Genomic DNA, 1154 nt, shown 5'->3' on the forward strand with positions numbered 1-1154 from the left:
GAAAAATGGCCGGTCGCTGTATTGCCGGCAAGGAATGGCAGAACGGAGAGCCAGGAGAATGGGTGCGTCCTGTCAGCAGCCGCCCGTCACATGAGGTCTCTGAACATGAGAGGTACTACGAGAGCGGTGGCGACCCAGAACTTCTTGATATTCTCTGTGTCTCTTGTGATACACCTCAGCCACTACCTCACCAGAGGGAGAACCACGTTATCAATCCAAAGCACCGCTGGAAAAAAGTTGGCCACCTGCCTTGGGAGGATATCAACAGTTGGCTAGACAACCCTGAGAATCTCTGGGGCACTGGCGAGAGCAGCTATGCTGGGTGGAACAACCGGTTAAGTGTCGGGCGAGAAAGCGGAGTTTCTCTTTACCTTGTACCGGTCGAGCATTTGCGTCTGTTGGTTGGTTACAAGGCACCAGGATACCCGAATTCTAAGCGTAGAGTACGCGGCGAGTTTGTATACAAGGGAGTAAAATACTGCATGGATGTTACCGATCCTGTGATTGAACGGGATTTCCTAATGGGCGAAGACGGTCAATATGACATCCCCGATCCGGTGCTGTGTGTTAGCCTTAGCGATCCCTACTTGGGCTATTACTACAAGCTGATAGCGGCTGTTCTCTACTCAGGTCGACTCATATGAAATCAGAGATCTACACGATTGGTCACTCAAACCACGAGATTGATTTTTTCATAGACTTACTGCGCCAGTACAACATCACCGGTATTGGCGACGTTCGCTCACGTCCATATAGCCGTTACGTCCCTCAATATTCACAAGAAAAGTTGAAAAGTGCTTTAGCGGCAGCAGGTATTGCTTACGTCTTTCTGGGCAAAGAATTGGGAGGACGTAGCGAAAATCCGAGCTGCTATGATCAGGGTAGGATTCAGTATGAACGACTGGCAAATGAGCCAGCCTTCCTCGAAGGGATCGACCGTCTGATCCAAGGTTCTAGTCGGTATCGGATCGCACTGATGTGTGCTGAGAAAGACCCTATTGAATGTCATAGATCGTTGCTGGTGGCGCGTAAACTTTTTCAAAGTGGGATTCCGGTCAACCACATCTTGGCCAATGGCTCTTTGGAGACTCATGAGGCTCTAGAATCTCGTCTTCTTGCCCTTTGCAAACTTCCAGAGGGGGACTTGTTTAGAA

2 protein-coding genes are annotated in these 1154 nt (G+C 49.7%); both read left to right on the forward strand.

Features of this window, described 5'->3' with window-relative positions; translation table 11 throughout:
* Nucleotides 1–644: dual OB domain-containing protein (locus NW820_RS12550; protein WP_414407665.1), on the forward strand; the 644-nt coding region annotated here is incomplete at its 5' end.
* Nucleotides 641–1154: DUF488 family protein (locus tag NW820_RS12555; protein WP_414407666.1), on the forward strand; the 514-nt coding region annotated here is incomplete at its 3' end. The genes NW820_RS12550 and NW820_RS12555, both read left to right, overlap by 4 nt.

Origin of the sequence: Synechococcus sp. R55.7 (assembly GCF_047461955.1) — a bacterium.
Lineage (GTDB): Bacteria > Cyanobacteriota > Cyanobacteriia > Thermostichales > Thermostichaceae > Thermostichus.